The following is a 26,354-nucleotide window of genomic DNA, read 5'->3' as shown; positions in this document are numbered from 1 at the left end:
AAAATAAAGCTTTAAGCTTTCACATCAATACCAAGCTTGGCTTGAATTTCCTCAATCGATTCCTTGACGAAAAATGTTTGTTCCGTGCTCAGCGTCACAATGCGCGTGCCCGTTCCATAAGTATTGTAGCAGAGAACATGATTGAAATTCACGGCGAGCTTCTCGCCGTTCACTTCCGTCAGCATCATCCACATCGCTTGCCCTCCTCCTGATGTATCCGCTCTCAAGAAGGATAGGCGCGACAGAACGTTCGGCAATGGTCGCGCAAGCTGGCTTCAGAGCTTTGTGCGCATTCTCACCTTCCCGACCGTTTTGCTGAAACTTTCGGACCACTCCTCTCCCTGCCATTCGATCTGGAAACCAGATTTTTTATAAAGATTGATCGCAGGGAGATTATCCGCATGCGTGCCGATTACCGCTTCATCAAAGCCGTTGAGGAGGATTTGCGCCACCAGCGCGTCCAGCAGCTGCGTACCGATCCTCTGCCCGTGATGAGGCGGATCGACCCATAGATCGGAAATGTAATTGCTTTGGGGAACTCTCGCGCCCCAGCCAGCGATGATCCCGCCGCGTTCAGCGACAAGAACGCCATCCACATTCTCTTGCAGATCGCGCAGGAACTTCACCTCGAGAGCTTCTTGGTTCTTCGCGGTCAGTTCAACATCGCGAGCCGCAATCCGCCAAGCCCTGACCGCCAATGCGGCCATAGAAACAAATTCGCCGGGGAAGCCCCGGCGAATAAGAAGTTCGGATTTTACCACCATTTTTCCGGGGTAAAGCGCCCGGCAGCCTGTTCGATAGCATGAGCAGCCTGAAACAAAGTCTCTTCCTCGAACGGGCGCCCGATCAGCTGAAGGCCGAGCGGCAGGCCCTTGTCATTGATACCGGCAGGCACGGCAATACCCGGCAAACCGGCCATATTGACCGTTACCGTGAAGATGTCATTGAGGTACATCTTCACTGGATCATTTGCGAGATCCTCATCGGCAAGGCCAAAGGCAGCCGAAGGCGTCGCCGGTGTCAGGATCGCATGGACGCCCTTAGCGAATACGTCTTCAAAATCCTTCTTGATCAATGTCCGCACCTTCTGCGCACGCAGATAATAGGCGTCGTAATAGCCTGCGGACAGAACATAGGTGCCGATCATGATGCGGCGCTTGACTTCCTTGCCGAAGCCAGCCGCACGGGTCTGTTCGTACATATCGGCAATGTCTTTGCCTGGCACGCGCAGGCCATAACGCACACCGTCATAACGGGCGAGATTCGAAGATGCTTCCGCAGGCGCAACGATATAGTAGGCGGCGAGCGCATATTTCGTGTGCGGCAGCGAAATATCGACAATTTCGGCACCGGCATCTTTCAGATACTGAACGCCCTTCTGCCAAAGTTCCTCGATTTCATCCGGCATGCCGTCGACCCGATATTCCTTCGGAATGCCGATCTTCATGCCCTTGAGCGACTTGCCGAGAGCTGCTTCGTAATCCGGAACAGGCAGATCGACGGACGTGGTGTCCTTGAGATCAAGCGAAGCCATGGATTTCAGCAGAATGGCGGCATCGCGCACGTCGCGGGCAATGGGGCCAGCCTGATCGAGCGAGGATGCGAAGGCCACGGTTCCCCAACGCGACACGCGGCCATAGGTAGGCTTGATTCCGACCGTGCCGGTGAACGCTGCTGGCTGACGAATCGAGCCGCCCGTATCGGTTGCGGTAGCGCCAGCGCAAAGTTGCGCGGCAACAGCAGCAGCCGAACCGCCCGACGAACCGCCCGGCACCAGATCGGCGTTGGAACCCTTGGCGCGCCACGGGTTCTTGACCGCACCGTAATAAGAGGTTTCGTTGGACGAGCCCATGGCGAATTCGTCCATATTGAGCTTGCCGAGCATAACCGCACCATCGGCCCACAGATTGGCCGTGACGGTCGATTCATATTCCGGCTTGAAACCGTCGAGAATGTGCGAGCAGGCCTGCGTATGCACGCCCTTGGTCGCGAAAAGATCCTTCACACCTAGCGGAATACCTTCCAGCGCGCGCGCCTCGCCTTTGGCAATGCGTTCATCTGAAGCCTTGGCCATCGAACGCGCCTGATCGTGGGTTACTTTCACGTAAGCATTGATCGCTTCATTCGCGGAATCGATAGCGGAAAGATAGGCATCGGTGAGTTCGGTCGCGGTGATGGCCTTGGCCTTCAGCTTGTCGCGCGCCTCGGCAATGGTCAGTGCGGTCAGTTCGCTCATTGTCAAATCCTGTCAGTGCGCCGAAACGGCGCTTTCGTGCATTGCGGAAAGGTTTATTCAACAACCTTCGGCACGACGAAGAAGTTCTCTTCCGTTACCGGTGCATTGGCCACCACTGCGGCGGCAATACCGCCATCCGTTACCTTGTCCTCGCGCATGCGCATGTCCATCGGTGTAACGGACGTCATTGGCTCGATACCATCGACATTGACTTCATTCAGTTGTTCGACAAAGCCAAGAATGGCATTAAGTTCGCCAGTCATGCGTTCGGCATCGTCATCGCTGACGGCGATACGCGCCAGATGCGCGACGCGCTTGACGGTAGAAATATCGACGGACATCCTGTTCTCCGCAAATGCTTGTAGGGGCAGCTATACACCGCCCCTGAAAATTCCTTTACCGGCTATAACGGCGCGCTTCTTCAAGCGCAACAATTTAAGCTTCGAAGCTGTGAACCGTTCCTGCCGGATCGGTCAGCACTTTCGTTTCCAGATGATCGGCCATTCCGGCGACAAACTTTTCAGCCGTCTGATCGATAATAGGAAACGAGCCGTAATGGCAGGGTAGTACGGTTGTGAAGTTGAAATAGCGCTGGCAGGCAAGAGCGGCGACCGCACCGCCCATGGTAAACCGATCGCCAATGGGAACAATACCGATTTCTGGCTGATGCAGCTCATTGATCAGCCCCATATCCGAGAAAATATCCGTGTCGCCCATATGATAGAGTGTCGGCGCGTCCTCAAAATGGAACACCAGACCATTTGGGTTGCCAAGTGCTTGCGACACACCGTTTTCCGTCAGCATTGCCGAGGAATGAAGTGCATTGACGAATGTGACGGTAAAGCCGCTATGCGCCAGAGTGCCGCCCGTATTGCCGGGATCGAGCTTTTCCACGCCCTGACTGCCAAGCCAGCTTGCAAGATCGGCATTGGCGATAACCGTCGCGCCGTGTTCCTTGGCAATTGCTACCGTATCGCCCACATGATCACCATGGCCGTGCGTCAGCGCGATATGGGTTACACCCTTGGTTGCTTCCTTAAAATCTATGCCTTTTGCACCGGGGTTTCCGTTCAGGAATGGATCGATGAGAATAACGGCTTTTGCAGTTTCAACGCGGAAGGCGGCGTGGCCAAGCCATGTAAGTTTCATAAACTCTCTCCTCAATCTCTGTTTCCGGCTCGATTTAGTGTTTGCGAACAGATATGACGCCAATAAAGTTGAAGGCAATAGAAACCACTTCAAAATCCGATGAGGACCGATGGCTGTCGTTGAAATCGAGGAAATTCCGTCGCTGCTTCAACCCGGAAACACCATTGCCGGACTGGATTTGGGAACCAAGACCATCGGTCTCGCAGTGTCGGATCTCGGTCTTTCCTTCGCGCATCCCCGCCCTGTCATCAAACGGGTGAAATTTTCCATCGACGCACAGGTGCTTCTGAAAGCGCTAGACGCAGACAAGGTCGGCGTTATCGTCATCGGGTTGCCGATGAATATGGACGGAACATCCGGCCCCCGCGTTCAGGCCACACGGGCATTTGTGCGCACCATGCAGCCTCTGACCGACTTGCCCTTTGTGTTCTGGGATGAACGTCTGTCGACCGTCGCCGCCGAGCGGGCGCTGATTGGCATGGATGTCTCTCGGGGCAAGCGGGCCGAACGGATTGATTCGGCCGCTGCTTCCTTCATTCTCCAAGGCGCGCTTGACCGCCTGCATAGCATCAGGCAGTCGGCATCCGACGATTACGACGCTGGATAAAGCTGATCGAGAATCCGTTCCGCATTATGGCGTGCATCCAACATGCCATAGGTCGACCGCCACTGGCCACCAAGACGGGTCTCAATAAACGCATCGGCCACATCGTCAGCGCCAAGCTGGCGCAATTCCGCAGCCGCGGCGGCATAGGCCAGTTGCTCGGTCAGAAGGCGTGCGACACCCGGATCGGTTTCAGTCAATTGCAATGCGGCACGCAAAACATCGAGCGTCCCCTGCCCACGCGGACCGAGTTGCCCGCCGATCCACTCCAGAACCTCATCGAAAAGGCCAGGTGCACGCGATAGCACACGCGCCACATCCAGCGCCATGACATTGCCGGAACCCTCCCAGATCGCATTGACCGGAGCTTCGCGATAAGCGCGCGCTAGATTGCCTTCCTCGATATAGCCGTTGCCTCCGAGGCACTCCATTGCTTCATAGAGTAATGCAGGAGCGATCTTGCAAACCCAGTATTTCACCACCGGCGTCATGCAGCGGGCAAAAGCCGCCTCGGCGCGATCACTTGCAGCCATATCGAAGGCGCGCGCCAGCCGCATGGAAAGCGCGGTCGCGCCAGCAACATCGAGCGCCATGTCGGCGAGAACGCGCTGCATCAATGGCTGTTCGATAAGAGCCTTGCCGAATACCTGACGATGACGACTGTGATGCACGGCCTCAGCGAGACCGGAACGCATAAGTCCAGCCGATGCCACAGCGCAATCAAGCCGCGTCAGCGTGACCATATCCATGATGGTCTTGACGCCCTCGCCCGGATTACCGATCAGATGCCCGACCGCGCCGTCAAATTCCACCTCCGATGAGGCATTGGACTTGTTGCCGAGCTTGTCTTTAAGACGCTGGAAGAAGAATCCGTTGCCGCTTCCCTCCACGGTAAGACGCGGAAGTAGGAAACAGGAAAGGCCGTCATCCGCCTGCGCAAGCGTCAAAAAAGCATCCGACATTGGCGCGGACATGAACCACTTGTGGCCGGTAATGGTGTAGGTGCCATCGTCATTGCGGGTTGCGCGCGTCGTGTTGGCGCGTACATCGGTTCCACCCTGCTTTTCAGTCATCCCCATGCCGAGCGTAATGCCTTGCTTGGCAAGTGCGGCTTTCTGCGAAAAATCGTATTTCCGTGACAGGATAACCGGCGACCATTCCTTGTAGATTTCCGGCGAGGCCATGAGTGCGGCAAGCGATGCGCTGGTCATGGTCAGTGGGCAAAGATGCCCTGCCTCAAGTTGAGCCGTCAGGAAAAAGCGCGATGCGCGTGCCTGATGGCGGCGACCGCTTTCGAGCGGATTGCCCTCCCAAATGGAGCAATGCAGGCCAGCCGCGATCGAACGGCGCATCAGCGCATGATAGGCTGGATGATACTCGACAAGGTCGATACGATTACCCTGCCGGTCGTGCGTGCGCAATTTCGGAAGCTCGGTATTGGCCAGACGCGCAAGGTCCTGTGCTTCAGCCGACATGACGAAACGGCCCGTCTGCTCCAGATCCGCGTGCAGTTCCTTCGGGAAACGTGCCGCAATCTGCATCAGAAGCGGATCGCCCAGATGGGCATTGTTGCCCGTCATGGGCGATGTCTGGTTGGTCACGTCGTGCGTTTTCAAAAGCTCGTTCCGTATTGTACGATTCAGTTCTATTTAAGCTTCTTGCATCGCATTTGCTAAAATTTTGCCATCCCGAACGCAATTTGTCGTCAGAACAACACAGGTTTTTCTTGGTGAATCGCCCGAAGCCATTATAAGGACGGTTGCGGGACCTGCCTCATGGTCCTATACGGGTGACTTGCCATGACAAATCAAACGGTCCCTCCGCTTTTCCCTCACCGCCACCTGCTGGGCATCAAGGGGCTTTCGCCCCTGGACATTCTTTGCCTTCTTGATCTTGCCGATCAGGAAATCGCTGTTTCCAGACAGCCCGAGAAGAAAAAGTCCGTGCTGCGCGGTCGCACGCAAATCAATCTCTTCTTCGAAGCGTCGACACGAACGCAATCGTCGTTCGAACTGGCCGGAAAACGGCTCGGCGCTGACGTCATGAATATGTCGGTTGGCAATTCATCGGTCAAGAAAGGCGAAACGCTCATCGATACAGCGATGACGCTGAACGCCATGCAGCCGGATATATTGGTTATCCGTCACGCTTCGGCAGGCGCCGCCGCCCTGCTCGCGCAGAAAGTCGGCTGTTCGGTGGTCAATGCCGGTGACGGTGCGCACGAGCACCCCACCCAAGCGCTTCTCGATGCGCTGACCATCCGCCGCGCGAAGGGCCAGATCGAAAACCTGATCGTCGCCATTTGCGGCGATGTGCTACATTCTCGCGTGGCACGTTCCAATATTCTTCTTCTCAATGCGCTTGGCGCACGGGTGCGCGTCGTTGCACCATCCACGCTCCTGCCTTCCGGCATGGCGGACATGAGCGTCGAAGTCTTCAACTCCATGGAGGAAGGCCTGAAAGACGCGGATGTGGTCATGATGCTGCGGCTCCAGCGTGAGCGCATGGCTGGTTCCTTTGTGCCGTCGGTACGCGAATATTTCCGCTTCTATGGTCTCGACAAGGAAAAGCTGAAACACGCCAAGCCTGACGCCCTCGTCATGCATCCCGGCCCGATGAATCGAGGCGTCGAGATCGCATCCGACGTTGCCGACGGGCCGCAGAGCGTGATCCAGCAACAGGTCGAGATGGGCGTTGCCGTACGCATGGCCGTGATGGAAGCCCTGCTTGATCCGCGCCGTAACCCCAGCAACGGAGACGCAGCATGAGCGCGATCCTGTTTGAAAATGCGCGCATCGTTGATCCATCGCGCGGCCTTGATGAATCCGGCAGCGTTCTGATTCAGAATGGAAAGATCGTCGCCGCAGGAGCCGACGCGCGGAATCAAGGCGCACCGGAAGATGCGCAAATCGTTGATCTGAACGGTAAGGCAGTGCTGCCCGGTATCGTGGATGCGCGGGTCTTTATCGGCGAACCAGGCGCTGAACATCGCGAAACCATAGCCTCGGCAAGTCGTGCGGCAGCGGCCGGCGGAGTAACATCCATCATCATGATGCCCGACACTGATCCGGTAATTGATGACGTGGCGCTGGTGGAATTCGTCAAGCGTACGGCGCGTGACACGGCTGTCGTCAATGTGCACCCGGCAGCAGCCATCACCAAAGGTCTGCGCGGCGAGGAAATGACTGAAATCGGCCTGCTGCGCGACGCCGGTGCGGTCGCCTTTACCGAAGGCAGGCAGACTATCGCCAATACGCAGCTCATGCGACGCGCGCTGACCTACGCCCGCGATTTCGATGCCGTGATTGCCTGTGAGACACGCGATCCTTACCTTGGCGCCAATGGCGTAATGAACGAAGGCTTGTTCGCGAGCTGGCTCGGACTTTCCGGCAGCCCGCGTGAAGCGGAGGTGATTCCTCTGGAACGCGATCTGCGTCTGGCGGCGCTCACCAACAGCAACTACCACGCCGCCCAGCTTTCCTGCGAAATGTCGGCGGAAGCCGTTCGCCGCGCCAAGGATCTCGGCGCCAAAGTAACGGCAGGGGTGTCGATCAATCATTTGTCGCTCAATGAAAACGACATTGGCGAATTTCGCACCTTCTTCCGTCTGTCACCGCCTTTGCGCAGCGAACAGGATCGCCTTGCCATGGTCGAAGCTGTGAAGAACGGCACCATCGATATTGTCGTTTCGGCTCACGATCCACAGGATGTCGACACCAAGCGCCTGCCCTTCTCGGATGCGGAAGCAGGTGCCATCGGCCTCGAAACATTGCTGGGCGCGGCGCTTCGCCTTTATCACAATGACAGCGTTCCGCTTTTGCGGCTGGTCGAAGTGTTGTCGACCGCTCCGGCACGTATTTTCGGTCTTGATGCCGGTACGCTCAAACCGGGCGCAAAGGCAGATATTGCCATTGTCGATCTGGAAGAGCCGTGGATCGTGCGCGAAGAAGAGCTGCACTCGCTTTCGAAGAACAGCTGCTTTGAAAGTGCTCGTTTCCAAGGTCGCGTCGTCCACACCTTAGTGGCCGGCAAGACAGTTTATTCGGCTTGAAAAACACCGCATAACCCGGAACAATCGCTCGAAAATTCCGGGTAGGCGGAATCAAGAAACAAGGGGACGTTCATGGCCGAACCGGGATTCCTTAGCTTGACGCTCATTGGAGCGCTCGTCTTCGGCTATTTTCTTGGCTCCATTCCATTTGGTTTGATCCTGACGCGGCTCGCCGGACTGGGCGATGTCCGGTCCATAGGGTCGGGCAATATCGGCGCGACGAACGTGCTGCGCACTGGCAACAAGAAGCTCGCTGCGGCGACGCTCATTTTTGACATGCTCAAAGGCACTGTGGCCGTTCTCATCGCTTCTCGCTACGGGCCGAACGCGGCCATCGCGGCGGGCTTGGGTGCCTTCATCGGGCATCTCTTTCCGGTATGGATCGGTTTCAAGGGCGGCAAGGGCGTCGCCACCTATCTGGGCGTACTGATCGGCCTGGCATGGCCCGGCGCACTGGTCTTTGCTGCGGTCTGGATCGTAACCGCACTCCTGACGCGCTATTCCTCCCTTGCAGCACTGATCGCCAGCATCATTGTTCCAATCGCGCTTTATTTCCAGGGCAGTCCTGCAATCGCAATCCTGTTTGCGATCATGACGGTCATTGTTTTCTTTAAACACAAGACCAATATTACACGCCTCCTGAACGGCACCGAAAGCAAGATCGGAGCCAAGGGATGAAGGAAAGTGCGAATTCGAAAACTGGAATTCGCCTCTCCGACCGCCAGCGTCTCAACTGGCTGCGTCTCATCCGAACCGACAATATCGGCCCTGTCACGTTTCGCGATCTGATTCTGTTTTGCGGCTCGGCTTCGAGCGCGATAGAAATGCTGCCCGATCTCAACATCAGAGGCGGCAGCGCGCGTCCTATCCGCGTCACGTCCATGGATGACGCAGAGCGCGAGCTTGAAGCCATCGAACGAGCCGGTGCCCGTCTGGTTGGAATGGGGGAGCCGGACTACCCTCATCAGCTCAAAAACTGTGAAGCCCCGCCTCCGCTGGTTACGATCAAGGGAAATGCCGCCGTTTTCGGTAAGCCTCCGGTTGCCATCGTCGGTTCGCGCAACGCTTCGGTGATCGGCGCTCGTTTCACAGAACGTCTGGCCCATGATCTTGGGGAAGCCGGATTTGCTGTTATCTCCGGACTTGCCCGCGGCATTGATGCTGCGGCGCACCGCGCGAGCTTGAAGACGGGAACCGTGGCAGTGTTGGCAGGTGGACTTGACCGTCCCTACCCACCCGAAAACCTTCCGCTTTATCGCGGCATACCTGATGAGGGCGGCGCGCTTATAAGCGAGATGCCAATGGGAGCGGAACCTCGCGCGCGCGATTTCCCGCGCCGCAATCGCATTATTGCGGGCTTGTCGTTAGGATTGATCGTGGTTGAAGCTGCCGAGCGCTCCGGCTCGCTTATCAGCGCGCGTATGGCCGGCGACATGGGACGTACCGTGTTTGCTGTTCCAGGCTCACCGCTCGATCCGCGTGCGCGCGGCACGAACCTGCTTCTGAAACAAGGGGCGACATTGGTTACGGAAGCAAACGACGTTGTCGAGGCGCTGCGACCGCTCACCGGTGCAAGTTCCTATCAGGCGGATGTACCAACACAGTCCGATCTCTGGTCTCCGGCAATGGAAGAATCGGAATCGTTCCAGCCGATTGCAACAGAGGAACAACGGGATATTGTCGTTGATGCGCTGGGGCCGGTGCCGACCGACATCGACACGCTCGTACGTCATACAGGTATGGATACGGGAGCCGTTCAGCTCATTCTGCTGGAACTGGACCTGGCCGGACGGCTGCACCGATATGCCGGCAATCAGGTCGCTTTGGTCCCTCTCGAATAGGCTTATGTCTTGGCTTCGTTATGAAGCGCTTCCCGGGCCTCCACGAGAGCCATCTCAAGCATATAGGCTAGAAGCAGGTAATTCGTATTTTTCGCCATTACACAGAGTTGTTCAAGCATCTGTTCAATGAATGTTACTGTCTCAAAATGAGTCGCAGTTTCCAATTCCTCGTCGTCTTCCATGTCTGGAAAACTTACCGTATCGTCCATACCTATCTCCCCGCGAGATAAATCGATTTTGCTTTATCCCATGCTACTATTGGTTTCGCACAACTTAACAGCAATCTTAAGTTGTATTTCGTTATTTTTGTCGTCCCGCTCTTGACCAAACGCTGCCTGCTGTTCATGTGAAGGCAACGAATTTCTCGCGGGAAGGAGATATTTTGTCTCCATGGAACGCGAATCTGGGCTGCTTTAAATGAACGTCGTTGTTGTCGAATCGCCTGCCAAGGCTAAAACCATCAATAAATATCTCGGCTCGAACTATAAGGTTCTGGCCTCGTTCGGTCACGTGCGAGACTTGCCAGCTAAAGACGGTTCAGTTCGCCCCGATGAAGATTTTGCAATGTCGTGGGAGGTGGATAGCAATTCCTCCAAACGTCTTGCAGAGATTGTCAAAGCGTTGAAAGACAGCGACGGCATCATACTCGCAACCGACCCGGATCGCGAAGGTGAAGCCATTTCCTGGCATGTGCTTGAGGTGCTTAACCAGAAAAAAGCGCTCAAGGGCAAAACCGTCAAGCGTGTAGCGTTCAACGCCATCACCAAGAAGGCGGTTCTCGATGCCATCGCCAATCCGCGTGACATTGATGAACCATTGGTCGATGCTTATCTCGCCCGCCGCGCGCTGGATTATCTCGTAGGCTTCACGCTTTCGCCTGTCTTGTGGCGAAAACTGCCGGGTGCACGCTCGGCAGGCCGTGTGCAGTCAGTAGCACTGCGTCTCGTTGCGGATCGCGAATCCGAGATCGAGCGCTTTATTCGCGAAGAATACTGGAATATCGCAGCGTTGCTGAAGACGCCGCGCAATGACAGTTTCACTGCCCGCCTGACCACTGTTGATGGCAAGAAGCTTGGAAAGCTTGATATCAAGAACGGTGAACAGGCAACCGCCATTCGCACAATGCTGGAAGGCGCAAGCTTCAAGGCACTGTCCGTTGAGGCAAAGCCGACCAAGCGTAATCCGGGACCGCCATTCACCACATCAACCTTGCAGCAGGCGGCTTCCGGCCAGCTCGGTTTCTCCGCATCGCGCACCATGCAGGTGGCGCAGCGTCTTTACGAAGGTGTCGATATCGGCGGCGAGACTGCCGGTCTGATCACCTATATGCGTACCGACGGCGTGCAAATGGCGCCCGAAGCCATCAACGCGGCCCGTGACGCCATTGGCAAAAGTTTCGGCGCAAAATATGTGCCGGAAAAGCCGCGCTATTACTCCAGCAAAGCCAAGAATGCGCAGGAAGCGCACGAGGCCATTCGCCCGACGGATTTCTCGCGGCACCCGAAGGATGTGCGCCGTTATCTCGATGACGACCAGGCTCGACTCTATGAGCTGATCTGGAAGCGCGCCATTGCCAGCCAGATGCAGGCTGCCGATATTGAACGCACAACCGTCGATATTGAAGCCATTAACGGTCCGCGTTCGGCCATGCTGCGCGCCAACGGATCGGTCACAAAGTTCGACGGCTTCCTCGCCGCCTATATGGATCATCGCGAGGAAGAGGACGACGACGAGGATAGCGCAAAGCTGCCGGAAATTCGCTCCGGCGAAGCCCTGGCACGCGAGAAGATCGATGCGACCCAGCATTCGACCGAACCGCCGCCGCGCTATTCGGAAGCGTCTCTCATCAAGAAGATGGAAGAGCTTGGCATCGGCCGCCCCTCGACCTATGCCGCAACGCTCGCCACGCTTCGCGACCGCGAATATATCACCATCGACAAGCGCAAGCTTATTCCAGAGCCGAAGGGACGTCTGGTTACCGCCTTCCTCGAAAGCTTCTTCGAGCGTTATGTGGAATATGATTTCACGGCTGACCTTGAGGAAAAGCTCGATCTGATTTCGGACGGCAAGCTATCTTGGAAAGACGTGCTGCGCGATTTCTGGCGTGATTTCTCCGGTTCGGTCGATGATATCAAGGAATTGCGCGTCACCAATGTCCTCGATGCGCTGAATGAAGAATTGGCGCCGCTGGTGTTCCCTGCCCGCGAAGATGGCAGCGATCCGCGCTCATGCCCGACTTGCGGCACCGGCACGCTCTCGCTGAAGCTTGGCAAATACGGCGCATTCGTCGGCTGCTCCAACTATCCAGAGTGCAAATATACGCGCCAGCTCGGCGGCGATGCCAACGGTGAAGCCGCAGCGGCAGACGAACCCAAATCCCTTGGCAAGGACCCGTTCACCGGTGAGGAAATCACCGCGCGGACCGGTCGTTTTGGCCCCTATGTCCAGCGCGGTGAAGGCAAGGAAGCCAAGCGCGCCAGCCTTCCAAAAGGCTGGACCGTGGATGCGCTGGACCATGAGAAGGCCGTTGCGCTTCTGTCCCTTCCGCGTGACATCGGCCAGCACCCGGAAACTGGCAAGATGATTTCTGCCGGTATCGGCCGCTATGGGCCTTATGTCAGCCATGACGGCACATTCGCCAATCTGGAGAATGCCGAGGAAGTCTTCTCTGTCGGTCTCAACCGCGCGGTATCGGTTCTTGCCGACAAGCAATCGAAGGGCGGTCGCGGCCGTTCCACACCGGCGGCGCTGGCGACGCTGGGCGACCATCCAGATGGCGGCACGATCACGGTCCGCGACGGCCGCTATGGGCCCTATGTCAACTGGGGCAAGGTCAATGCTACATTGCCGAAGGGTAAAGACCCGGCGAGTGTCACACTGGAAGAAGCGCTTGCGCTGATTACGGAAAAGGCTGGCTCTTCCAAGAGCAAGAAAGCGCCTGCTCGCAAGGCTTCGGCCAGCACGGAAAAGAAGGCCTCCGCAAAGAAGCCTGCTACCAAGAAGGCACCAGCAAAAGCCAAATCGAAAGCCAAATCCAAGGCCGAGGCGGTAGAGGAGTAGCAATTGGCACGCCGTTTTTCCAAACCCGATACCGGTCGGTCCGCGCGGACCGAACGGCGTGCAGCCAAAGCAAAATCTGCCGATGGCAGTAGCGACCCCAATGCGTTTCTGCCAACGCGTGAAGAGGTTCTCAAATATATCGAGGAAAACCCTGATCGCGCAGGCAAGCGTGAACTGGCAAAAGCTTTCAACATCAAGGGCGATGCGCGGGTCTATCTGAAAGACCTTCTGCGTGAGCTTTCTGACGAAGGCCTTGTTGAAAAACGTGCGCGCAGATTGTCCCGCCCCGGCGCGCTGCCTGCCGTGACCGTGCTTGATATTACCGGACGGGACGAAGATGGCGGCCTGCTCGGGCGCCCGTCGGAATGGGATGAAGCCAATTATGGCAAACCGCCTGTCGTCCTGATCCGCCGCACTCGGCTGAACAAGTCCTCCGAAGGTGGTCCGGCGGTCGGCGTCGGCGATCGTGTTCTGGCAAAAATATTCCGCAATGAAGATCGCGACGGACCGGATTACACCGCCCGCGTCATGAAGCGTCTCGAACACCGCACGAATGCGGTGTTGGGCATTGTACGCAAGCTTGGCAATGGTGAATGGCGGCTTGATCCGGTAAACCGAAAGCAGCCGGAAGTACAGCTCGATCCCGGACATCTGGAAAATGCCGAACCCGGAGACCTCGTGGAAGTGGACCTGATTTCCTCGCGTCGCCAGGGCTTGCCGCGTGGCAAGGTACGACAGGTGGTGGGTTCGATCGACAGCGAGAAAGCCCTGTCGATGATTGCCATTCACGAGCATGAAATTCCGCATGTCTTTCCGGCTGAAGCACTGAGCGAAGCAGAAGCCGCCAAAGCAGCTACGATGGAAGGCCGCGAAGACTGGCGCGAGGTTCCCTTGCTGACCATCGATCCGGCTGATGCCAAGGATCATGACGACGCGGTTTACGCGGAGCCGGACAAAGACCCCGCAAACCCGGGCGGCCACATCGTCATCGTTGCGATTGCTGACGTTGCCGCCTATGTCCGCCCTGATTCCGCATTGGATAGAGAAGCCCAGAAACGGGGTAACTCGGTCTATTTCCCGGATCGCGTCGTGCCGATGCTGCCCGAGCGGATTTCCAATAATCTCTGTTCCCTGCGTGAATTGGAAGATCGCCCTGCCCTTGCGGTGCGCATGGTTTTTGCGGCTGACGGACGCAAGAAATCGCACAAATTCCATCGCATCATGATGAAATCGGCGGCGAAGCTTGCCTATGCGCAGGCGCAGGCCGCGATCGACGGTGCGCCAGATGACAAGACCGCGCCCATTCTCGACAGCATCTTGAAACCGCTATGGAACGCCTATGCCGTGTTGAAGCGGGGGCGTGACGCGCGTGAGCCATTGGAACTCGACCTGCCGGAAAAGAAAATCCTGCTTACGCCAGACGGCAAGGTAGACAAGGTAATCGTTCCGGAACGGCTTGATGCACACAAGCTCATCGAAGAGTTCATGATCCAGGCGAACGTCGCTGCCGCGGAAACACTGGAAGCGCGCCGACAGCCCCTGATTTTCCGTATTCATGATGCGCCGGCGCTTGCCAAGCAGGAAACCCTGCGGGAATTCCTGCGCACGCTCGATCTTAGCCTCGCCAAGGGCGCCGAACTCCAGCCAGCACAGTTCAACCGAATCCTTGAAGCCGTGGAAGGCTCTGACCATCAGGAACTGGTCAATCAGGTCGTGCTGCGCACGCAAAGCCAGGCGGAATACAGCCCTGACAATATCGGGCATTTCGGCTTGCATCTGCATCGCTATGCACATTTCACATCGCCCATCCGGCGTTACGCCGATCTCATCGTCCATCGCGCTTTGATAAAGGCACTGAGCCTTGGAAGCGATGGACTGACTACGGATGAGGAAGCGCAGCTTGAGGAAATCTCTGCACTCATCTCCTCGACCGAGCGCCGCGCCATGCTGGCCGAGCGTGAAACGGTAGACCGTCTGATTGCCCATTTTCTGGCGGCCCATCTTGGCGACGAATATGAGGGACGTGTCACAGGGGTCACGCGGGCGGGTCTTTTCGTGAACCTTGCGACATATGGCGCGGATGGGCTGGTACCCATTTCAACTTTGGGTCATGAATACTATTTATATGATGAAGCGAACCACGCGATAGCCGGTGAACGGAGCGGTAAAGGCTTCCGGCTCGGTGATACAGTGACGGTTCGGCTCGTGGAAGCGCTCCCCGTAGCGGGCGCGCTTCGTTTTGAGATGGTTTCGGAACCGCATCCTCTGCCAATGTCGACCCGTTCGCATCATAAGGCAAGTCGAACGATGCGTGGGCGAAGAGGCAAACCCGCGGGCATTCCGCGTCAGAAGAGAAGAGGTCGCTGATGAGCACGCTAGAGGCCAATTCCGCACAAAATGTACAGGTTTTCGGCGGTGACAATTCCAAGGTTTCCCATCAGAAGCGCCCTTTGGGGGAAGCCATGTGGCGCGGTTTTCGCGGACGCTGCCCACATTGCGGCGAAGGAAAGTTGTTCCGAGCGTTTGTGAAACCGGTAGCAGAATGTTCTGTCTGTGGTGAAGACTACACAGAGCAGCGAGCCGACGACCTTCCTGCCTATCTCACTATTCTGATCGTAGGCCACGTGGTTGTAGGCGCTTTCATGGGCGTCGAAGCAACAACCAATCTTCCTCTGTGGGCACATATGGCTATCTGGGGGCCCTTGACCGTCATCATGTCTCTGCTCCTTTTGCAACCGATCAAGGGCGCGACGATCGGCCTGCAATGGGCGCTTTACATGCACGGGTTCGGAGGCAAGGGCGAAGGTGAATATGGCGACGTAACCTGAATGTCGGCGTGATTGTCATGTTTCAGCCTCCAATCCCGCCAACCAAAGCTGCGCGAGCTTTGCGACCGCGTGACGCCGCTTCGCTGCTACTTGTTGACAGGTCCGGCAGCAGTCCGCGGATTCTCATGGGCAGGCGCCATGCCAGTCTTGCTTTCATGCCGGGAAAATATGTTTTTCCTGGCGGACGGGCCGATCCCGTGGACGGCGTCATCGCTGCTTCGACTGAACTGAACGATACCGATATTGTCAAACTGCTTGCAGGCATGGGGTCTCGAGCATCACCGCGCCGCGCCCGTGCGCTCGGTCTTTGCGCTATCCGTGAAACCTTCGAAGAAACGGGGCTTCGCATCGGGCAATCAGCTTTAACGCCGATTGCTTCGCCCGCGCACCATGACTGGTCTGCATTCCTCGACACTGGCCTGGCACCAGCACTGCATAGCCTGCGTTATTTTGCACGTGCCGTAACACCACCGGACAATGTTCGCCGTTTCGATACCCGCTTTTTTATCGCCTTTCGCGATCATATACCGGAACTGGACCAGCAGCCACTCGTTCCCAGTGGTGAGCTGGAAGATCTGGACTGGGTTTCCATCAATCAAATCGATAGACTGGATGTTGCCCGTATTACTCAGGCTATCCTGAAAGAAGCCCGCGTGCTTCTGATGGATACCGAAGCTGAACTGCCCGCCACCTTGCCGGTGGTGCAATATTGCAAGCGGCATGGCCGCTTTGTGCGCGAAGTGATCTGAACCCGATGAATAAAGAAATCCAACCCGCCGATCTTGTCCCGCAAGAACCAGATGGCGGGCCGGCAGAGGGCCAGATGCATTGGCGCTCGCTCGCCGCCGCCATAGCCACAATCAGTGCGGTCGGCGCAGCGATTGGCCTGGGCATCCCCCTGTTGAGCGTTCTTCTTGAAAGCCGCGGCCACTCCGCAAGCCTGATCGGTGCGAATACGGCTGTCGCAGGACTCGCATCCATCGTTGCAGCTCCTCTTGCGGCGCCAATCGCTGCACGCCTGGGTGTAGTCAAAGCGATCTTCCTCATGCTCCTGATTGGAAGTGCCGCCTTTCTCGGCTTCCACTTCTTTCAGCCGCTGTGGGCATGGTTTGCGCTCCGCATCGTCCTGCATTTCGCGCTGACCGTGCTTTTCGTGCTCTCAGAATACTGGATCAATGCCTCTGCACCGCCGGAAAAGCGTGGACTGGTGCTTGGAATCTATTCCACATCCCTTTCTCTGGGTTTTGCGCTCGGGCCGTGGCTGTTCTCGAAAATCGGAAGTACCGGCGGGCTGCCTTTTTATGTCGGCTTCGTCATCATCATGATCGCCCTCATACCGGTTGCATTTGCATGGCGGGATAGCCCTGACTTTGAGGAAGGCGAACACGTCCCTTTCCTTCCTTTTATTTTCGCTGTGCCAACCGCAACGATGGCGGTCTTCGTTTTTGGTGCAGTGGAAACCGGCGGCTTTGCCCTTTTTCCGGTCTTCGGTGCGCGTATCGGTTATCCCGAAGCCGATGCAGCCCTGCTGCTTACGATGATCGGCCTTGGCAATGTCCTGATGCAGATCCCATTAGGCATTGTCAGTGATCGTATTTCGGACCGCCGCAAGCTTCTGCTATTCTGTGCCACCACCGGCCTGATCGGCATGATCGCTCTGCCCTACCTCATGCAGCACTGGTATCTCATGGCTGGCATCCTGTTCCTTTGGGGCGGCGTGGTCGCAGGGCTCTATACGATCGGCCTTGCACATCTTGGTTCGGAACTGACCGGGCGTGAGCTTGCGTCCGCCAATGCTGCCTTTGTGTTCTGCTACGCCATCGGCATGCTTGCCGGGCCGCAGGCCGTCGGCGTCGGCATGGATATGCTCGGACCGAAAGGATTCCCGGCTACTCTCGGTGTGTTTTTTGCAGCATATGCGCTCTTTGCAGCAGGAAGGCTGCTTTTGCGGAAGAAGCGGGCTTGACTTTTCGCCGCCAATACGTAGTGTCGCGCCAAATTTCCGCTGCCGGATGAGATTACCGGAATCGCTGGAGGTTTCCATCCATTGAGCATGATCCCGAAGATTGGGAACCGGTTTTCGGCAAGATCATGCTCCGGCAAAGATACAGAGCAGGTAATTCGATATGGCCAAGGCTACGACGATCAAGATCAAGCTTTTGTCGACCGCTGACACCGGCTTCTTCTACGTAACGAAGAAGAACAGCCGCACGATGACGGAAAAGATGACAAAGACCAAGTACGACCCGATTGCGCGCAAGCACGTCGAGTTCAAGGAAACGAAGATCAAGTAATTCGTTTCCAGTCGTCATCGACAAGACGATTGAAATCAAAAGCCGTCTCCCTCGAGACGGCTTTTTGTTTTCTTCGCCTTTCACCCCTCAGGCGGCTGAGGAGACGATGCGGTTGCGGCCATCTTTCTTTGCCTGATAGAGCGCGGCATCCGTCCGGGAAAAAAGTGCCTCGGCGCTGTCCCCCATCAGCCTCAGCCCTGCAATGCCCATGCTGATTGTCAGATTAACCTTGTGCTTGCCATTGGTAACAGCAAAGGGTGTTTTCGACACGGCAGTTCGTATCCGCTCTGCGACAGCCCTTGCGGCCTCCACATCGCTGTCTGGAAGCACCAGAACGAACTCCTCCCCGCCATAGCGGCACATAAGATCCATAGCGCGAATATTCTTTCGCAGCCGTGCTGCAAACTCGCGAAGAACATCATCACCCGCATCATGCCCATATTGATCGTTGACGCATTTGAAGTGATCGAAATCGAGCATAATAACAGACAACGGCCGCTCGCGCCCCATCGCTCGTGTCAGTAGGACGGGCATATGCATATCGAGGTAACGCCGGTTATGCAGCCCCGTCAAACTGTCCGTCACCGCCATGGTGATGGTGCGATTGAGGCTTTGCCGCAAAAGATCGTTATAGCACTTCCGCTTGATCTGGGTCCGCAGGCGCGCAAACAACTCCAGCTTTTCCAGCGGACGCATGAGATAGTCGTTTACACCCAATTCCAGCGCACGCACCACAAGCGCCCCCTCGTCCTCCCGAACGACGAGAATGATCGGCACCAGCCGTGTGCGCTCTATGGTTCGTAACTGCGAGCACAGACGCAACGGATCATAATAAGTGAAATTGGCTGAAACAACGATGCTATCGTAATCGGTATCGATCGCACGTATCAGAGCCGTATTGGCGTCACTGGCTACGTCGACGCGATAAACCTCGCCCAGAATGAGGCGAAGGCGCGCCGCGGCGAGTTCATCCTCATCAACGACGAGAATCCGGGCTACTTCATCCTTATCGACATAATTCCCGCCCATCTTGCTCGCCAGGAGCGTTTCCACTTCAGCATCCGCGACTGTACCTGTTCGTTGAAAAAGCTCGTCAGAGACCAATTTCAGGCGAGCCAGGCTCTTTACACGCGATATAAGCTGAAGATCACTGACAGGTTTGGAAAGGAAGTCGTCGGCGCCAGCTTCGAGACCCCGAATCTTGTCCTCGGCGCCATTGAGCGACGTTACCATGACGACAGGAATATTCGCTGTACGAGGATCGTCCTTTAAGCGGCGACATACTTCAAAACCGTCCATATCCGGCATCAATATGTCGAGCAGGACAACGTCGATCTGGCCACCCAGACAAATTTCTATGGCTTCAGGCCCACTATAGGCCGTTACGACCTCATAATATTCGGAGAGGAGCCTCGCCTCGAGGAGCTTTACATTGGAATCCACATCGTCAACGACGAGAATTCGTGCAGTCATGATGCCCCTCGCCCCAATCTTCGCTAAGCGTCGCCCAAATAGGATTTTATTGTTTCTATAAAGCGGGGCACGGATATTGGCTTGGATATATAGGCCTCACAGCCGCCCTGCCGAATACGTTCCTCGTCGCCCTTCATGGCAAATGCCGTTACGGCGATAACCGGAATATGCCGAAGCTCATCATCATCCTTCAGCCATTTCGTGACTTCCAGCCCTGACACTTCGGGAAGCTGAATGTCCATGAGAATCAGATCGGGGCGATGCTCACGCGCAAGGTCTAGCGCCTCAAGTCCGTTTCTTGTCCGAATGGTCTCGTATCCGCTGGATTCGATAAGATCGCGAAACAACTTCATATTGAGTTCGTTGTCTTCGACAATCATCACGCTTTTCGGCATCGACTATTCCTTGGTCTTATTCCCTACAGCAGCCTGGCATTTGCTCGATCTCTTTATCGACTAATGGACTGAGATACACCCCCAGAAAGCCCCCACCTTTCAGACTGCAAATAGTTTAACCTCATTTCATTGATGAAAGGCAAATAATTCCGTTGTTCCTCGGCAGAGCGACCGTTACACATTCGGCGAAGCAACCGAAAAAGCGGAGAAACCACATGAAAACGCTGATGAGCCAGGCGGATGCGGAAGCGATCGCCATTGAAGCGTTGGCGTGGCTGGCGCAAGACAAGGATCTGCTGCCTCGCTTTCTCGCTCTGACAGGCATAGAGGCTACGTCGATCCGTCAGGCAGCTCGCGAACCCGGCTTTCTCGCCGGCGTCCTGCAATTTTTCCTGGCCCACGAACCGACATTGCTGCGCTATTGCGAGGATGCAGGCCGCGATCCGTCCACAATCGAGAAAGCCCTGTCCTGCCTGCCGGGCGGGCAGAACCAGCATCTTTAGAAGCAGGGTCCAAAACCCCACGGCAAAGCCCGGCCAAGCCGGGCTTTCTTGTTGGTTATTCAGCAGCGGGAGTTGCCGTAGCAACTTCAACTTCGTTCGAAACCGATATAACGTTCAATTCGTGCTGCTTGCCATCGCGCGCCGTCCAGGAAATCGACTGGCCCGGGGCGAGACCGATCAGCGCAGTACCGATGGGCGTGAGAATCGAAATCTTGCCCTGCGCAATATCCGCTTCGCCTGGATATACGAGCGTTACCCGGCGATCCTGCCCGTCTTTGGAGCGAAACTCCACAGTGGAGCCCATGCGAATCATATCCTGCGGCAAGCGCTTCGCAGGCACGACTTTTGCACGGTCAAGCTCGGCCATCAGTTCCTCGGCGATCTCTTCCAGACGCTCCGAAACATTGTTGGCCAACCCCATCAGGCGTTCATAGTCGACTTCGCTGACGACAATATTGGGCTTCTTGCGATTCTTTCCGCTCATGGCGAGTGCTCACTGCTGTTGAAAGGTAATAAAACTCCGCGCCGTTCCGGCACGAAACTGTTCAGATTGATTTTTGGTGAAAGCGCTTATCTTAATTCCGCTTTTTTTTAAAAAGCGGCGAACCATCCCCCCGGAGTTCCCCTGCGCTAGGCAGAACTCGAGGGTAGCTATCCCGTGATCGGATGAACCCGATGGAGTATGGATGCAAAATGGCTGTTCATGCTGCTAAACTTGGTGATATTCCCGGCAATGTCAAGTGTAAGACCCCGCAGGTCATATATCCCCATGGCACTTCGGGCTTTCGATGCTATAAAAGGATGTTCCTTTTATGTTCATCAGACGGTTCGTCCTCATGGCTGACACCATCGCACCCAACAGTCCGGAAAAAGGTGTATGCCGCGATTGCCTCGCGCCGCAGAAATCTGACACCGTCAGGCGCTGCCATGCATGCGGCAGCCCGCGGCTTCTTCGCCATAAGGAGCTTTATAAACTCTCCCTCGCTCACATTGATTGCGACGCGTTTTACGCCTCGGTTGAAAAGCGGGATAATCCGGAACTCCGGGACAAGCCACTCATCATCGGCGGTGGAAAGCGAGGTGTCGTGTCCACCGCTTGCTATCTCGCCCGTATTCACGGCGTGCGATCTGCAATGCCCATGTTCAAGGCGCTTGAACTGTGTCCGAATGCGGTCGTCATCAAGCCGAACATGGAAAAATATGTTCGTGTTGGCCGCGAAGTGCGGCAGATGATGCGTGACCTGACACCACTCGTCGAACCTTTGTCCATTGACGAAGCTTTTCTGGATCTCAGCGGCACTGAGCGTTTGCATAAAGCGCCGCCTGCCATTGTTCTCGCCCGCTTCACCAAGCGGGTGGAAGACGAAATCGGCATCTCTGCCTCGATAGGGCTATCCTACTGCAAATTTCTGGCCAAGGTTGCATCAGATATCGAAAAGCCCCGCGGCTTCTCGGTTATTGGCGAAGCGGAGGCATTGGCTTTCTTGCGGGATCGATCCGTCAGCACGATATGGGGGGTCGGCAAAGCCTTTGCAGCCAAGCTGGAAAGCGACGGCATCCGGTCTATTGGCCAATTGCAGACGATGGAAGAAACTGCGCTTATGAAGGCCTATGGCACCATGGGACAGCGTCTCTACCGCCTGTCCCGTGGACAGGACAGCCGCAAGGTTGAGCCGGATCACGATATGAAAAGCGTCTCCGCAGAGACAACCTTCAATAAAGACCTCTCGGAAGCTCGCGATCTCGTGCCGATTCTTCGCGCACTCTCCGAAAAAGTCTCGCGACGACTGAAAGCAAGTGAAATAGCCGGGCTCACTGTCGTTCTGAAGCTGAAAACACATGACTTCAAGTCGCGTACGCGCAATCGCCAGCTTTCCGATCCAACCCAGCTCGCAGACAGAATCTTTCGACATGGATTGCAACTCCTTGAAAAGGAATTGGATGGAACGCGATTTCGTCTGCTTGGAATCGGGGTTAGCGAACTTTCTTCAAGCGATCGCGCTGATCCTCCCGATCTCGTAGACGCTCAAGCCACCAAACGCGCCGTCGCCGAAAATGCCGTTGACCGGCTGAGAAACAAATTTGGGCTTGGCGTTGTAGAAACTGGTTATACCTTCTCAAAAGGCAATCTCGCACGCCCCCAGATGCCGCCAGATCGGGACGATCAGCAATGAATTTACAAAGCGTGAGGAAACCTATGCAGAAATTTTCTACATTTGCCGCTAACGGCTTGACGAGAACAGTCTGTATCAATATTGGAACGAGCCAAGGCGCTGCCAAGTGATTTGGCAGTAGCTTTACGGAAGGCCTCGTGGCGGAGTGGTTACGCAGAGGACTGCAAATCCTTGCACCCCGGTTCGATTCCGGGCGAGGCCTCCAATATTTCTATCAATAAAATCAATTGGCTGTAAAAATTCGCGTTGATACTCGCGCGGCTAGCCTTGTAACATTTTGCTGCAAGCTAATTCCCATAAATTACAACGTACAAAAAAGTCAGACGAATCCATGTGACATGGAACGCAACATGTTTGACGCGAACAGGATAAGAATCTCGGAAGGCGGCCCGATAACCTAACAGGCATGCTTGGTGGCGCGTGTGTCTGCTTCAATGGAGCAGAACAATGAATGCGGTCGCACACCTGTTCCCAAGATATGATGACGGGTTCGGGCTAGAGAGCGCAGCGAACTCACTTTTCAGGGGGCAGACCACCGCATAAACACGAGCGCTATTTACGACCGCGCTGCTGTTCAATGCACTTCCTTGCGTCCTGTCCCGGAGCACATGCATCCTTTTTGGATTTTTGAACCCGGTCCTGTTTCTGCGATTCCGAGGGCTTAGGAACATGAACGCTGTCAGTTTCAGACGGCTGCTGCCCCGGTGCCGGCGGCGGATTGCCCGGCACTTCGGGTTCCTGTGTGCCTGATTGTGTCGGCATTCCCGATTCCTGCGCGAAAGCCAAACTCGAAAAGCTTAACAATAACGCCACAAGGACTGAACGTTTCATTTCCTCACTCCGACAGTTGGACCAATAGTGGTTTCAACGGAATTCGGAGTGAAAATGTTCCTTACCCTGAAGCGGTTGGAACGCATATTGAACCACTATGTCTAGAAAGTCATGGGAACTCCGAGTTCCTTTTCACATTTGGTCAAATCCTCGGAGAACGTCACCAACAAGGGATCATAGTCAGGTTCATCAGTGTTGTCGCTTTTAACGTACTCGGATATCGTCTGCGAAACCTTCATGAGGGAACCGGCAGCGACGGCACAACTTTCGTATGCCCGATACCCAGCGGAGCTTTCATTCGCGTCTGCGGCTTGTCGCCAGTCAGACTGAGCACGCGCAACAGGATTCGTCACCTTTTCCTCCATGGCGATGCCCAGCTCCCTGGAACGCCCATCTGAATTCTCGCCCAGTTCGATATAAGTCATCATCCCAGAAACGACAGCCTTATGAAGCGCCAGAGCGTCTTCTTTCGCACCAGCGAGAGCCGGAGATGCGGCAACCAAAGTTAGATTCATAGCAATAAAACTGGACACCAAGCGCATAAATTACTCCTGAACAATATAAGGTCCGACCTTATACCGATGAGTGGAACTCAGCGCAAATGCAGCACTTGCTCAGACGCTTTTTAGTGGAAGGCGTTGAGCCGCGCTAAGTTTGCCGGAGGCCCTACCTTGTGAAAAAAGCCTCGCGTATTTTGCCATGCGGAACTCGACTACCCGCTGAAGCGGTGGTTACCTTCATCGACGAATCCCCTTCGCTGCTCGGGGTCGAGGCGATCTGCAGACGGCTACTGATTGCTCCATCCCCTATTATGAGATTAGCCGGTTTCATTCCGACGAGCTAAATTAGTTGTCATGCTAACTCGCAAGAAGCCATTGCTGTCCGGATCGTGAGGACCATACCCTGCCAAGGAGGATCAAAACCCATTTTTGCGCAAACGAGTCCTGAGACCCTGCTAGATTTCCAGATTAGAAAGCTCTTTCTTGAATACTTCTGTGGCGCCCCATCGCCTTCAGCAAAGCGTCTTTGAGGACCTTCTCAAATTGGCCATGGGCGTAATACGTCACTGCCTGCTTCTGCGTATCCCCCAGAAACTCAGTCAGTTCTCTCTTGCCAATAACGGCTTTCAGGTCATCAGGAACCCACCGACGATATCGAAACGTCCCGGCAGGAGTCTTCTGTACGTACTTCAAGGTAAGACCCATGTGTACCTTCCCGTGTACTGGAAGGTAACCTTAGGCATTGAAAACATTGAGAAATAAGCACTTTCCGAATGGAAGTGGCTCCCCGGGCCGGATTCGAACCAGCGACCAACCGGTTAACAGCCGGTTGCTCTACCGCTGAGCTACCGGGGAACAGGTGCTCGTTGCGTCAGCGAGGTGGCGTATAGCAAAAGGATTTCACGTTTGCAAAGGGCTAAATCCATTTTTTTTCATCTTTTTGCATTATGCCCTGGAAACCCTATATGCTCCGGGGTGTTTTCCATCTGTGAATAGCAACTTATCAGCCTTAGAGATGCCTCCGTGACTGAGCGATATGCCGAAATGCCCCCTAAAAAAGCCATTGTGATTCTTGGCCGACGAATCCCAATGCCCCAATCGGTCCTGATGCGTCGTATGCTTGGCGGCACGCTCGTTGTCGGTGGATCATTGGGTTTTCTTCCGATTCTCGGTTTCTGGATGCTCCCACTCGGACTCATCGTCCTGTCTCACGATTCTCATCGCGTGCGTCGCTGGCGCCGTAAAAGTGAAATTCATATCTGGCGCAAATGGCTGAGGCGCAAGCCAATCAACAACCCTGAGTGATCGGTTTGCCCTAGCCCGGATATTGCGGACGCTCAAATGACAGGACTCATGAACACCACGCCAAGACGAGGCAAACGCAAGGTAGATAGCCGCAAGGTGTCATCTAAAGTCTATTACGCAGTTCACCTGGAGTCAGCTGTCGGTGTTTTCGCAAAGCAGTCGTCAAATGACTCTGACTGGAAAAATTCAAATGGCTTGCAATTTCTCTTATCGACATCGATGTCTTTCTAAGCAGTCGCTCTGCCTCATCAAGTCGTAGCCCAAGCAGATACTGATGCGGCGTCTGTCCGATACTATTTCGGAAACACGTCGAAAAGTGGCCCGCTGAAATTCCTACCACCGCAGCCATGTCAGGGACCGAAAGAGACTTATGAAAGTTTTGAGTGAGGTATGTTTCTATCTGACGGCACGCTGATTTGCTAAGCCCGATTTTAGTGTCAGCAACAACGCGATCATCTAGCGCACTGCGAGCTATCGTATGCATGAGGACCAACCCAAGAGCCCTGAGATAAGGTTCGTCCTGCTCTGCCTGCAAGCAGATTTCGTCCCAGATCATGCTTGATATGGGCAAACACTCTTTGCATACGAATTTAACAACGCTTTCAGTGGCATTGATTTCACGAATTAATGGATTCTGGAGATGCATATCCCGAAGCCCACCTCCATTAAACTGCCCGATTAGTATTTCTGTTGGTTCGGGCCAGTCGATGGCTAACTCCATAGAATCCGCGATGATGAAAACGGTTCCGGCCGGGCAACTGGAGTTTTCGTGTGCCTGCACAGGAAAATGCCACCTTAGATTGCGAACCTGTTCTCTCAGGATAAGGAATGTCGTCCGGCTTGCGCGATAGGTGATTGACCCGGCCTAGATAGAGGCGCAAGTCAAGCCGCATTTAGTCCTGCTCAGATGGAGCTCCTCCCCCCCCCTCCCCACAGCGGCGGTCTCTTCCGGAATAATCAACGATAAATCAATTAATAAGCTCATCGTCCGCTCGTTCACCCAATCTGAGAACAGAGAATAAAACTCCCCGGCTCGTACGGAAACCGCAAGGCTATCCTGCCATCCACCCGTTACGAAGGCGCAACCCAATAATGCGGCCGGCTATGGCG

28 protein-coding genes, 2 tRNA genes and 1 other annotated feature are annotated in these 26,354 nt (G+C 55.5%); of the genes, 15 read left to right on the top strand and 15 right to left on the bottom strand.

The features are described 5' to 3' along the window. Nucleotides 1-11: 11 nt before the first annotated feature. The 5 genes from AC0TOF_RS13120 to AC0TOF_RS13100 form a co-directional block, all read right to left on the bottom strand. On the bottom strand, nucleotides 12-194 hold the full coding sequence (locus AC0TOF_RS13120) for a hypothetical protein (protein WP_473768572.1): 183 nt from the start codon (nucleotides 192-194) through the stop codon (nucleotides 12-14). Nucleotides 195-275: 81 nt separating this feature from the next. Further along, nucleotides 276-764, bottom strand: coding sequence for a GNAT family N-acetyltransferase (locus AC0TOF_RS13115; protein WP_473768571.1), 489 nt, complete (start codon nucleotides 762-764; stop codon nucleotides 276-278). After that, nucleotides 755-2,236 (bottom strand): Asp-tRNA(Asn)/Glu-tRNA(Gln) amidotransferase subunit GatA, encoded by a 1,482-nt coding sequence (gene gatA, locus AC0TOF_RS13110; RefSeq protein ID WP_473768570.1) that lies wholly within the window; start codon nucleotides 2,234-2,236, stop codon nucleotides 755-757. Before gatA ends, AC0TOF_RS13115 begins: the two co-directional genes overlap by 10 nt. A 53-nt stretch (nucleotides 2,237-2,289) precedes the next feature. Next, on the bottom strand, nucleotides 2,290-2,577 hold the full coding sequence (gene gatC / locus AC0TOF_RS13105) for an Asp-tRNA(Asn)/Glu-tRNA(Gln) amidotransferase subunit GatC (protein ID WP_122001766.1): 288 nt from the start codon (nucleotides 2,575-2,577) through the stop codon (nucleotides 2,290-2,292). Nucleotides 2,578-2,671: 94 nt separating this feature from the next. Beyond that, on the bottom strand, nucleotides 2,672-3,385 hold the full coding sequence (locus AC0TOF_RS13100) for a metal-dependent hydrolase (protein WP_473768569.1): 714 nt from the start codon (nucleotides 3,383-3,385) through the stop codon (nucleotides 2,672-2,674). Nucleotides 3,386-3,494: 109 nt separating this feature from the next. Here AC0TOF_RS13100 and ruvX point away from each other — a divergent pair, with 109 nt between their 5' ends. Further along, entirely contained in the window at nucleotides 3,495-3,992 is a 498-nt protein-coding gene (gene ruvX / locus AC0TOF_RS13095; RefSeq protein ID WP_122001768.1) for a Holliday junction resolvase RuvX, read from the top strand. Here the strand turns inward: ruvX and AC0TOF_RS13090 are convergent. Next, nucleotides 3,977-5,605: an acyl-CoA dehydrogenase family protein gene (locus AC0TOF_RS13090; protein WP_473768568.1), complete on the bottom strand. Its 1,629-nt coding sequence runs from the start codon at nucleotides 5,603-5,605 to the stop codon at nucleotides 3,977-3,979. The genes ruvX and AC0TOF_RS13090 overlap by 16 nt on opposite strands. A gap of 183 nt (nucleotides 5,606-5,788) precedes the next feature. Between AC0TOF_RS13090 and AC0TOF_RS13085 the strand changes: the two genes are divergently transcribed. The 4 genes from AC0TOF_RS13085 to dprA all read left to right on the top strand — a co-directional run bounded on the left by AC0TOF_RS13085 (nucleotide 5,789) and on the right by dprA (nucleotide 9,881). After that, entirely contained in the window at nucleotides 5,789-6,757 is a 969-nt protein-coding gene (locus AC0TOF_RS13085) for an aspartate carbamoyltransferase catalytic subunit (RefSeq protein WP_122001770.1), read from the top strand. Beyond that, nucleotides 6,754-8,040 (top strand): dihydroorotase, encoded by a 1,287-nt coding sequence (locus AC0TOF_RS13080; RefSeq protein WP_473768567.1) that lies wholly within the window; start codon nucleotides 6,754-6,756, stop codon nucleotides 8,038-8,040. The genes AC0TOF_RS13085 and AC0TOF_RS13080 overlap by 4 nt, the downstream gene beginning before the upstream one ends. A 72-nt stretch (nucleotides 8,041-8,112) precedes the next feature. Beyond that, nucleotides 8,113-8,718, top strand: coding sequence for a glycerol-3-phosphate 1-O-acyltransferase PlsY (gene plsY / locus AC0TOF_RS13075; protein ID WP_473768566.1), 606 nt, complete (start codon nucleotides 8,113-8,115; stop codon nucleotides 8,716-8,718). Then, nucleotides 8,715-9,881 carry a DNA-processing protein DprA gene (gene dprA, locus AC0TOF_RS13070; RefSeq protein WP_473768565.1) on the top strand — a complete coding sequence of 389 codons (1,167 nt, stop codon included), beginning with the start codon at nucleotides 8,715-8,717 and terminating at the stop codon, nucleotides 9,879-9,881. Before plsY ends, dprA begins: the two co-directional genes overlap by 4 nt. A 2-nt stretch (nucleotides 9,882-9,883) precedes the next feature. On the opposite strand, the gene AC0TOF_RS13065 is transcribed toward dprA, so the two are convergent. After that, nucleotides 9,884-10,090 (bottom strand): hypothetical protein, encoded by a 207-nt coding sequence (locus AC0TOF_RS13065; RefSeq protein WP_473768564.1) that lies wholly within the window; start codon nucleotides 10,088-10,090, stop codon nucleotides 9,884-9,886. A gap of 208 nt (nucleotides 10,091-10,298) precedes the next feature. On the opposite strand from AC0TOF_RS13065, the gene topA reads away from it, so the two are divergent. The 6 genes from topA (at nucleotide 10,299) to rpmG (ending at nucleotide 18,063) form a co-directional block, all read left to right on the top strand. Beyond that, nucleotides 10,299-12,941: a type I DNA topoisomerase gene (gene topA, locus AC0TOF_RS13060; protein ID WP_473768563.1), complete on the top strand. Its 2,643-nt coding sequence runs from the start codon at nucleotides 10,299-10,301 to the stop codon at nucleotides 12,939-12,941. Nucleotides 12,942-12,944: 3 nt separating this feature from the next. Then, nucleotides 12,945-15,308 carry a ribonuclease R gene (gene rnr / locus AC0TOF_RS13055; RefSeq protein ID WP_473768562.1) on the top strand — a complete coding sequence of 788 codons (2,364 nt, stop codon included), beginning with the start codon at nucleotides 12,945-12,947 and terminating at the stop codon, nucleotides 15,306-15,308. After that, entirely contained in the window at nucleotides 15,308-15,769 is a 462-nt protein-coding gene (locus AC0TOF_RS13050; RefSeq protein ID WP_473768561.1) for a DUF983 domain-containing protein, read from the top strand. The genes rnr and AC0TOF_RS13050 overlap by 1 nt, the downstream gene beginning before the upstream one ends. Nucleotides 15,770-15,786: 17 nt before the next feature. Beyond that, complete coding sequence (locus tag AC0TOF_RS13045; protein ID WP_473768560.1) at nucleotides 15,787-16,518, top strand: NUDIX hydrolase; 732 nt, start codon at nucleotides 15,787-15,789, stop codon at nucleotides 16,516-16,518. A 74-nt stretch (nucleotides 16,519-16,592) separates the two neighbouring features. Next, nucleotides 16,593-17,735, top strand: a complete 1,143-nt coding sequence (locus AC0TOF_RS13040; protein WP_473768619.1) for an MFS transporter — start codon at nucleotides 16,593-16,595, stop codon at nucleotides 17,733-17,735. A 160-nt stretch (nucleotides 17,736-17,895) separates the two neighbouring features. Then, nucleotides 17,896-18,063 (top strand): 50S ribosomal protein L33, encoded by a 168-nt coding sequence (gene rpmG, locus AC0TOF_RS13035; protein WP_002966024.1) that lies wholly within the window; start codon nucleotides 17,896-17,898, stop codon nucleotides 18,061-18,063. A gap of 87 nt (nucleotides 18,064-18,150) precedes the next feature. On the opposite strand, the gene AC0TOF_RS13030 is transcribed toward rpmG, so the two are convergent. Then, nucleotides 18,151-19,536: a PleD family two-component system response regulator gene (locus tag AC0TOF_RS13030; protein ID WP_473768559.1), complete on the bottom strand. Its 1,386-nt coding sequence runs from the start codon at nucleotides 19,534-19,536 to the stop codon at nucleotides 18,151-18,153. Between the two features lie 23 nt (nucleotides 19,537-19,559). Beyond that, entirely contained in the window at nucleotides 19,560-19,931 is a 372-nt protein-coding gene (locus AC0TOF_RS13025) for a response regulator (protein ID WP_122001779.1), read from the bottom strand. Between the two features lie 215 nt (nucleotides 19,932-20,146). On the opposite strand from AC0TOF_RS13025, the gene AC0TOF_RS13020 reads away from it, so the two are divergent. Next, on the top strand, nucleotides 20,147-20,434 hold the full coding sequence (locus tag AC0TOF_RS13020; RefSeq protein WP_473768558.1) for a DUF3572 domain-containing protein: 288 nt from the start codon (nucleotides 20,147-20,149) through the stop codon (nucleotides 20,432-20,434). Between the two features lie 55 nt (nucleotides 20,435-20,489). On the opposite strand, the gene rnk is transcribed toward AC0TOF_RS13020, so the two are convergent. After that, nucleotides 20,490-20,918, bottom strand: a complete 429-nt coding sequence (rnk, locus tag AC0TOF_RS13015; protein WP_473768557.1) for a nucleoside diphosphate kinase regulator — start codon at nucleotides 20,916-20,918, stop codon at nucleotides 20,490-20,492. A gap of 352 nt (nucleotides 20,919-21,270) precedes the next feature. Here rnk and AC0TOF_RS13010 point away from each other — a divergent pair, with 352 nt between their 5' ends. Beyond that, nucleotides 21,271-22,608, top strand: coding sequence for a DNA polymerase IV (locus AC0TOF_RS13010; RefSeq protein WP_473768556.1), 1,338 nt, complete (start codon nucleotides 21,271-21,273; stop codon nucleotides 22,606-22,608). Between the two features lie 131 nt (nucleotides 22,609-22,739). Beyond that, nucleotides 22,740-22,813, top strand: a tRNA-Cys gene (locus AC0TOF_RS13005). Between the two features lie 347 nt (nucleotides 22,814-23,160). Here the strand turns inward: AC0TOF_RS13005 and AC0TOF_RS13000 are convergent. The 4 genes from AC0TOF_RS13000 to AC0TOF_RS12985 form a co-directional block, all read right to left on the bottom strand. Continuing rightward, the gene (locus tag AC0TOF_RS13000; protein ID WP_473768555.1) at nucleotides 23,161-23,439 is read right to left on the bottom strand and encodes a hypothetical protein; all 279 of its coding nucleotides are present in this window, start codon (nucleotides 23,437-23,439) and stop codon (nucleotides 23,161-23,163) included. A 101-nt stretch (nucleotides 23,440-23,540) separates the two neighbouring features. After that, a complete protein-coding gene (locus AC0TOF_RS12995; RefSeq protein WP_473768554.1) occupies nucleotides 23,541-23,981 on the bottom strand; it encodes a hypothetical protein in 441 nt (146 codons plus the stop codon). Nucleotides 23,982-24,125: 144 nt separating this feature from the next. Beyond that, nucleotides 24,126-24,241, top strand: a sequence feature (AL1L pseudoknot). 166 nt (nucleotides 24,242-24,407) lie between these two features. Further along, nucleotides 24,408-24,644: a hypothetical protein gene (locus AC0TOF_RS12990; protein ID WP_473768553.1), complete on the bottom strand. Its 237-nt coding sequence runs from the start codon at nucleotides 24,642-24,644 to the stop codon at nucleotides 24,408-24,410. 75 nt (nucleotides 24,645-24,719) lie between these two features. Then, nucleotides 24,720-24,794, bottom strand: a tRNA-Asn gene (locus AC0TOF_RS12985). Nucleotides 24,795-24,962: 168 nt separating this feature from the next. On the opposite strand from AC0TOF_RS12985, the gene AC0TOF_RS12980 reads away from it, so the two are divergent. Next, nucleotides 24,963-25,244, top strand: coding sequence for a hypothetical protein (locus AC0TOF_RS12980; RefSeq protein ID WP_473768552.1), 282 nt, complete (start codon nucleotides 24,963-24,965; stop codon nucleotides 25,242-25,244). Between the two features lie 103 nt (nucleotides 25,245-25,347). Here AC0TOF_RS12980 and AC0TOF_RS12975 read toward each other — a convergent pair whose 3' ends face one another. Beyond that, the gene (locus AC0TOF_RS12975; protein WP_473768551.1) at nucleotides 25,348-26,025 is read right to left on the bottom strand and encodes a helix-turn-helix domain-containing protein; all 678 of its coding nucleotides are present in this window, start codon (nucleotides 26,023-26,025) and stop codon (nucleotides 25,348-25,350) included. Between the last annotated feature and the right edge of the window lie 329 nt (nucleotides 26,026-26,354).

The organism is Ochrobactrum sp. PL_is501 (assembly GCF_055816895.1).
The sequence above is the reverse complement of the archived record's forward strand: the minus strand, read 5'-3'. Positions and strand labels throughout refer to the sequence as shown.

Excerpts from the sequence above, each read along its gene's own strand:
- AC0TOF_RS12995 (WP_473768554.1), bottom strand. The coding sequence starts at position 23,981 with ATGCGCTTGGTGTCCAGTTTTATTGCTATGAATCTAACTTTGGTTGCC.
- AC0TOF_RS13115 (WP_473768571.1), bottom strand. The coding sequence starts at position 764 with ATGGTGGTAAAATCCGAACTTCTTATTCGCCGGGGCTTCCCCGGCGAA.
- AC0TOF_RS13010 (WP_473768556.1), top strand. The coding sequence starts at position 21,271 with ATGGCTGACACCATCGCACCCAACAGTCCGGAAAAAGGTGTATGCCGC.
- topA (WP_473768563.1), top strand. The coding sequence starts at position 10,299 with ATGAACGTCGTTGTTGTCGAATCGCCTGCCAAGGCTAAAACCATCAAT.
- AC0TOF_RS13050 (WP_473768561.1), top strand. The coding sequence starts at position 15,308 with ATGAGCACGCTAGAGGCCAATTCCGCACAAAATGTACAGGTTTTCGGC.
- AC0TOF_RS13020 (WP_473768558.1), top strand. The coding sequence starts at position 20,147 with ATGAAAACGCTGATGAGCCAGGCGGATGCGGAAGCGATCGCCATTGAA.
- AC0TOF_RS13120 (WP_473768572.1), bottom strand. The coding sequence starts at position 194 with ATGTGGATGATGCTGACGGAAGTGAACGGCGAGAAGCTCGCCGTGAAT.
- AC0TOF_RS13025 (WP_122001779.1), bottom strand. The coding sequence starts at position 19,931 with ATGCCGAAAAGCGTGATGATTGTCGAAGACAACGAACTCAATATGAAG.
- AC0TOF_RS13040 (WP_473768619.1), top strand. The coding sequence starts at position 16,593 with ATGCATTGGCGCTCGCTCGCCGCCGCCATAGCCACAATCAGTGCGGTC.
- AC0TOF_RS13065 (WP_473768564.1), bottom strand. The coding sequence starts at position 10,090 with ATGGACGATACGGTAAGTTTTCCAGACATGGAAGACGACGAGGAATTG.
- gatC (WP_122001766.1), bottom strand. The coding sequence starts at position 2,577 with ATGTCCGTCGATATTTCTACCGTCAAGCGCGTCGCGCATCTGGCGCGT.
- AC0TOF_RS13000 (WP_473768555.1), bottom strand. The coding sequence starts at position 23,439 with ATGAAACGTTCAGTCCTTGTGGCGTTATTGTTAAGCTTTTCGAGTTTG.
- dprA (WP_473768565.1), top strand. The coding sequence starts at position 8,715 with ATGAAGGAAAGTGCGAATTCGAAAACTGGAATTCGCCTCTCCGACCGC.
- AC0TOF_RS13045 (WP_473768560.1), top strand. The coding sequence starts at position 15,787 with ATGTTTCAGCCTCCAATCCCGCCAACCAAAGCTGCGCGAGCTTTGCGA.
- AC0TOF_RS13030 (WP_473768559.1), bottom strand. The coding sequence starts at position 19,536 with ATGACTGCACGAATTCTCGTCGTTGACGATGTGGATTCCAATGTAAAG.
- rpmG (WP_002966024.1), top strand. The coding sequence starts at position 17,896 with ATGGCCAAGGCTACGACGATCAAGATCAAGCTTTTGTCGACCGCTGAC.
- plsY (WP_473768566.1), top strand. The coding sequence starts at position 8,113 with ATGGCCGAACCGGGATTCCTTAGCTTGACGCTCATTGGAGCGCTCGTC.
- AC0TOF_RS12990 (WP_473768553.1), bottom strand. The coding sequence starts at position 24,644 with ATGGGTCTTACCTTGAAGTACGTACAGAAGACTCCTGCCGGGACGTTT.
- AC0TOF_RS13085 (WP_122001770.1), top strand. The coding sequence starts at position 5,789 with ATGACAAATCAAACGGTCCCTCCGCTTTTCCCTCACCGCCACCTGCTG.
- rnk (WP_473768557.1), bottom strand. The coding sequence starts at position 20,918 with ATGAGCGGAAAGAATCGCAAGAAGCCCAATATTGTCGTCAGCGAAGTC.
- AC0TOF_RS13100 (WP_473768569.1), bottom strand. The coding sequence starts at position 3,385 with ATGAAACTTACATGGCTTGGCCACGCCGCCTTCCGCGTTGAAACTGCA.
- gatA (WP_473768570.1), bottom strand. The coding sequence starts at position 2,236 with ATGAGCGAACTGACCGCACTGACCATTGCCGAGGCGCGCGACAAGCTG.
- AC0TOF_RS13080 (WP_473768567.1), top strand. The coding sequence starts at position 6,754 with ATGAGCGCGATCCTGTTTGAAAATGCGCGCATCGTTGATCCATCGCGC.
- ruvX (WP_122001768.1), top strand. The coding sequence starts at position 3,495 with ATGGCTGTCGTTGAAATCGAGGAAATTCCGTCGCTGCTTCAACCCGGA.